This is a genomic window from Kosmotoga sp., from assembly GCF_982836095.1.
Genome location: NZ_CEYIHJ010000119.1, coordinates 1 through 6,034 on the forward strand (window position 1 = coordinate 1; position 6,034 = coordinate 6,034).

5 protein-coding genes are annotated in these 6,034 nt (G+C 42.7%); 3 read left to right on the plus strand and 2 right to left on the minus strand.

The window, feature by feature from the left end; all coding sequences use genetic code 11:
- Positions 1-410 (minus strand): lysylphosphatidylglycerol synthase domain-containing protein (locus AC3LHT_RS07960; RefSeq protein WP_488662515.1); only part of this gene is annotated, 410 nt, incomplete at its 3' end.
- Between the two features lie 445 nt (positions 411-855).
- On the opposite strand from AC3LHT_RS07960, the gene AC3LHT_RS07965 reads away from it, so the two are divergent.
- The 3 genes from AC3LHT_RS07965 (at position 856) to AC3LHT_RS07975 (ending at position 3,411) form a co-directional block, all read left to right on the plus strand.
- Complete coding sequence (locus tag AC3LHT_RS07965) at positions 856-1,506, plus strand: ABC transporter substrate-binding protein (protein WP_488662516.1); 651 nt, start codon at positions 856-858, stop codon at positions 1,504-1,506.
- A gap of 347 nt (positions 1,507-1,853) precedes the next feature.
- The gene (locus AC3LHT_RS07970; RefSeq protein ID WP_488662517.1) at positions 1,854-2,471 is read left to right on the plus strand and encodes an MlaC/ttg2D family ABC transporter substrate-binding protein; all 618 of its coding nucleotides are present in this window, start codon (positions 1,854-1,856) and stop codon (positions 2,469-2,471) included.
- A 229-nt stretch (positions 2,472-2,700) separates the two neighbouring features.
- A complete protein-coding gene (locus AC3LHT_RS07975; protein WP_488662518.1) occupies positions 2,701-3,411 on the plus strand; it encodes a phosphorylase family protein in 711 nt (236 codons plus the stop codon).
- Here AC3LHT_RS07975 and shc read toward each other — a convergent pair.
- Entirely contained in the window at positions 3,383-5,347 is a 1,965-nt protein-coding gene (shc, locus tag AC3LHT_RS07980) for a squalene--hopene cyclase (RefSeq protein WP_488662519.1), read from the minus strand. The genes AC3LHT_RS07975 and shc overlap by 29 nt on opposite strands.
- Positions 5,348-6,034 lie beyond the last annotated feature (687 nt).

A 6,034-nucleotide genomic window follows, 5' to 3' on the forward strand; every position in this document is an offset into this window, starting at 1 on the left:
AACAGAAGCGTGCCCATAATTGCAAAAACAAATTGAGCGGCAATCCCTAAGGTAAAGTCAACCATGACGGTAGCTCCGGCTTCTGTTTTTGTCACATCGTGGCGCGCAACCAATTGAGCTCGGACGACGTGGCCGCCTACTTGTGCTACCGGCAACAGGGTATTAAATGATTCACCTATCCAGCGTGCCCACAGTAAAACCAGAATAGGTGGACGACTCTTTATGGAGATGAGTCCGTACCACCCCGAGGTACTCAGTGCCATAGGTACCAGGTAATACACGACTACCCACAATAGATTCCACCCGCCCACTGACAGGGCGGCCATAATCTCGGCAACTCCTTCATGGACTATTAATGAGAGAAACAGGATTATTCCTGCAGCGGTTGCAAGATACGCTATTTTTCGCATTGGCAGTATCAATAATTTGTCAGCATTAAGGATGTGTCCCCATGGGTGAAAGCTGAATTATATTCGATATAAGAAAAAAAGGGGACCATGACCATAAACAAACTTATCAGAAGAATTTTGAATTTAAAAGTATTATCTGAAGTCGGCTTTGGATTCCAAGGTGGGGAATATCTATAAAAAATTATTGTAACAAATAACCATTTGATATTATATTAAGAATGATGGTTCGGCAAAAAGTCCGTTTTGTTGAATGAATGACTACATATAGACTTATAAAAGCGAATATAGCATAATAGAGAGTATGTTAATTCCTGCATGTTTACTTTTTACCAAACCATCAAGAATAAAAGGTAACCAAGACTTATCAAGCTTCCAAATTTCTGTCTTAAGGAATACAATTCATGATATCAACCACGCTTAATTTCTATCACAGAAAGGGTCTTCTATGAGTATCTTTAAAATGACGAAATATGGGTGGTTTATAAATTCAGTCATTTTTATATGTATAAGTCTTTCACCCTTTCATGGAAAGGCTGAACATTCCAAGGCAGTAGATGTTATTAAAACATTCAATACCACCCTTTTAGAATCTATGAAGAGGGCTGATGAGATTGGTTTCTCAGGGCGCTACAAACTTTTAGAACCAATTATTAAAAACAGTTTTGCTCTGTGTTTTATGGCTAAAAAATCAGTGGGAAGATATTGGAAAACCCTGCATGAAACACGGCGGAAGCTGTTATTAGATACGTACACCACCTGGTCAGTTGCAACGTACGCCAGACGTTTTGATGAATACTCCGGAGAAAAGTTTGAAGTGCTTTCTGAAACAAAATCAGCTCACAACACGGTTACTGTAATCAGTACGCTCAGAAAGTCCAATGAAGAGACAATCGATTTTTACTACAAGCTTCGTGAAATAAAAGGCAAGTGGCGCATTGTAGATATACAGATTTCCGGTATTAGCCAACTTGCAAATACCCGTGCGCAATTTGTGAGTGTAATCAAAGACAAGGGTTTTGATGATTTAATCTCCAGACTGCAAACCAAGATTAAGTTTTTATCAGAGGAAACAGCACCTGTAGACAACAACGGATAAGGAAAGTGGTATTAGTTAGAAAGTAAGAACCAAGATATAGTACTCCCGTTTAGCACCGCCAAAGGGATCATTCTCACAGGCCTTACGACAACCATAGGTTTTGGGAGTCTCACTATATCAAACCACCAGGGGGTGTATAGCCTGGGATTGCTCGCTATGATCGGAAGCATTAGCATATTGACCGCAGCAATATTTTTAATCCCTTCAATTTTACAACTAGTTAAAAACTTTTCAAAAAGGGGGAAACTTCATTCGGCGACTCATCTTTCTGTAGAACAAAACATGAAAAAATAAATTGCCTGACTATGGGTAATCTTACAGTTAATTTTTTGGAATAAGGAGTAAATATGAAATCTAAAATTTTCATACTGGCGATGCTCTTTCCCCTTTCTCTTGTTTTCCTGTGTTTCCACGGTATCGCAGGAGAACCCACCAAGATAGTCAAACGTATACTTGATCAGGTGATTTCCATCCAGACCGATCCCCAGATCCAGGCTCATGAATTCAGAAATAAAAGAAGGATTGCTATTGAAAAGATTGTTGCAAACAGCTTTGATTTCGATATGATGTCCGAGAAAGTGCTGGAAGACTTTCGGACAAAGCTCAATGATACTCAATGGGCAGAATTCAAGGCCGCCTTTCGAGACCTGTTCCTGGATTCCTATACAAGGCTGGTTTTGGACTTTCTCAAGCAAGAAGAAGTCCGTTACATTGAAGAGAATATTAATCAGAAGCGGAAATTAGTAAAAACTGTCATCATCAGGTTAAATGATGAAATTTCTGTCGATTACCTCCTGACATCGGCAAAAAAGGAATCTCTTATTTATGATGTAAAGATCGACGGTGTCAGTATCGTCAAAAACTATCGAAAATCTTTCTCAAGAGTAATTAAACATAAATCGTTTGAAACTCTTTTGAAGAAGATGCACATTCAGCAGCAAATCATCGAAGAGGATTCAGACTAAGCCGGCATTTCGATATTCCAATTGTGACCTGCTTGCTCGTGCCCTGTCCGCCTCGCTCCACTTGGCAGGAGGGCGGGCTTCGTAGTGGCAGGCGAGCCCGTCCGCCATCGACTGCGCCTCAGGCGAATGATAGGAGGGCTTGGCTGGCGGACAAACTTGTTAAGCGAGTAAATTTACTATTTCAATGGCTTATCATATAATAACGCATCTTGGCTAATAGGGGAATATTTTGACACTCCTTGGAATCGTAGTGGCGCTTAAAGCAGAGGCGCAGTGCCTGGTAAAAAAGCCAATATCTGCTGATGAGGTATGTCGTGTATCCGAGGAAACCATCGTAATATTGTCTGGGTTGGGTCCTAAAATGGCACACCTCGCAGGCAGGACATTGGTAAAAGAGGGGGCGACCGCTTTACTCAGCTGGGGAAGCGCAGGTGGACTAAGCGCCGAACTTTTTCCCGGCAGTCTGATCATACCCGAAAGAGTTTTTTCTTCGAATCAAACAGGCTATTTAGTAAATACTACCTGGCATGAACGCCTTTGCAGCCGGCTAAACGGGCATGTGAATTTCCACACGGGGCCACTTATTCAAAGTACGACGGTGCTGATAAATCCTGATGAGAAGAGAGCATTATTCAAAAATTTCGGGGCTGTTGCCGTGGATATGGAGAGCGTTGCAGTAGCCCGGGTAGCGCTTCAGGCAAACGTACCTTTTGTGGCTATACGTGCTATCTCTGATTCGGCAGATATGTCTATTCCAGCAAGCGCTGTGGCAGGCGTCGATGAGTTTGGCGGATTGCGCCCTTTGTCCCTGCTCAAAAGCCTTGCCCGGCACCCTCAAGAAATCTTTGCACTTGTTTGCCTCTGCCGTAACTTTCTTGCTGCACAGGCCAGCTTGAAGAAAGTGTTGCGTCTTACCGACCACAATCTTCTGGCCCCATAGTTTGACCGTATATAGATTTTTTCAATCTTATCTCATCCTGACACATGATTTGTCCCTGGCTAAGCCGCTGGTATACACCCAGAGCCCAAAGGGGGAAATACTGGCTGTATCCGTGGTAGCGCAGGTAAAAAACCCTTGGAAAGCCTGTACCGGTAAAGAACTTTTCGTCCCATCCGCCCTGCGCATTTTGGGTGCTTAGCAGGTAGTTTACACCTTTTTGGACAGCAGAACTCTTTACTTCGCCTGCAGCCATGAGTCCAAGCAGAGCCCATGCGGTTTGCGATGCTGTACTGTCGCCTTTACCAGCTAAACAGGGGGCATTGTAAGAATCGCAGGCTTCACCCCAGCCGCCATCTTTATTCTGACAGGATTTCAACCATTCAATTGCCTTCCGAACATAGGGAAGAGACATGTCTTCACCTACCTGCCTTAAGCCCATGATCACAGACCATGTACCGTATATATAGTTCACCCCCCATCGCCCGTACCATGCACCGGTTTCTTCCTGATTCTTTCGAAGAAAATAAAGTGCTCTGGCGATGGGTGGAAAATCACGGCGATAGCCAAGCATGGACAAAAGCTCAATACAACGTGCCGTCAGATCAGAAGTGCTTGGATCAAGCAATGCACCATGATCGGCAAACGGTATATTATTAAGGTAAAGGTTATTGTTGTCAATATCAAAACCACCCCAACCACCATCCGAACTTTGCATGCCGATGATCCAGTTCACAGCTCTTTTTATCTTTTCCTTATACTTGTCCCCATTTAAAACACCGGCACGAATCATAGCCATAAGAACCATGGCCGTATCGTCCACGTCAGGATAGAATCTGTTTTCGAACTGAAACGCCCAGCAACCCGGTTCAAGGTTTGGCGCTTTAGTGCTCCAGTCTCCAGTAACAAAGATTTGTTTCGTAAAAAGCCAGTCTATAGCAGACGTCAGGGATTGGTGGTCAGATGGGATGCCGGCTTCACACAAAGTTGAAAGAATTAAGCAGGTATCCCAGATCGACGAAACACACGGCTGGCAGAAAGTCTTGTTGCCGTGGGTGACCAGCAGATCGTTTATCGCCTTAATTCCGCGCGCCATATCCGGGTGATTATCAGGATAACCTAAAACCTTAAGGGCCATGACTGCATTGGCCATAGCCGGAAAGATGCCACCAAGGCCGCCTTTGCATTGCATATGATCTAAAGTCCATTTCTGTGCGAGCCTGATTGCCTTTTTTCGGATAGCTTGAGGAATCAATCGCTCGATCCGTTTCAAGATACGATCTAAGAGTATGAATAAATTTCTGCAAAAATGGCCGGGTATGCAGTGATCGAGATGAAAAAGATTATCGGGCGGTTCCAGAAATAGCTCCGGCACTCTCTCTTCCGGTCTCAGGAGACAAATCGGCCGCTTGGCATAAAGAATAAGCAGTGGCACGATTACTGTGCGAGACCAGTAAGAAACCTTGTTTATGTTAAAAAAAAACCATTTAGGCAAAAACATGATTTCAACAGGCATGGCCGGGGCTGTATGCCAGGGTATCTGTCCAAACAAGGCAAGGGTAATACGTGTAAACACATTAACATTTGCTGCACCGCCAAGGCTTAATATGAGTTTGCGCGCTTTTGCCATATGCGATAATTCAGGTGAGTCGCCTATCAGCTTAAGAGCGAAATAGGCCTTGACGGAAGCGCTGACATTAGCTGCGCTTTTTTCGTAGATGGGCCAGCCTCCATCTGGAAGCTGTTTGCTGCAAATATATCGGGATAGACGATTTTTGAGATCCGGATCAATCTCTTTGCCCAAAAATCGCTGGAGGATTATGTATTCGGATGTGATTGTGGTATCCGCTTCCAGGTCAAAGACCCAATACCCTTCTTTTTTCTGAATAATGATAAAGCGGTTTATCGCATTGACAATGGCCTGTTTTAAATTCTTCATGGTAAATAAGAAAATACATATCTAAGCGGTTTTTTATGTTTCTTCAAATTAGCGTCCTTCGGACAAGCTGATACTTGAATTTTGAAGGTTGCTGAGCAAAAAATAGAACAAGCTATCTGGAAATCCTGCTATAATGGGATGTTGGCAAAAACAATCGCAACTTCTCAATAAGTTCTTGTATATGAAATAATCATATTGACTCGACTCCATAATTTATTGAGATGTTACAAACAATCCATAAAACAGGGGGCGCTTATATGGCAAAAAAATAACAAGAAAAAGTGTTAAAGTAAAGGTTTTAGAGCAAATCCTATAAATGTGGCTTATGCTGTTAAAGCAGAAATCCTTAATTCGAATTCTTCTTAATAATTCTGCCACGGCCCGAACTTACGGGGGCTTTAGCAAAAGTTTCAGTGGGTAAAACATCCCATTCGCACTTGACAAAACGCAGAGGACCAATTAAGCAAGCCTTAGAACAAGAATATGATTTGACCGACGCACAAACCGAATATTATACACTTCTACTGGAAGTACGATCCAGTAATTATCCAAGGCATCTTAAAATCGAATTACGAAAGGAACTTTTTGATGGTCTTGTAAAAAATCAAAAAAAAACAAAGCTCCAACTCCTTGATGAATTTGAGCTTTCATAAATTCATCATCATTGAATTATGGCAATGGATACAA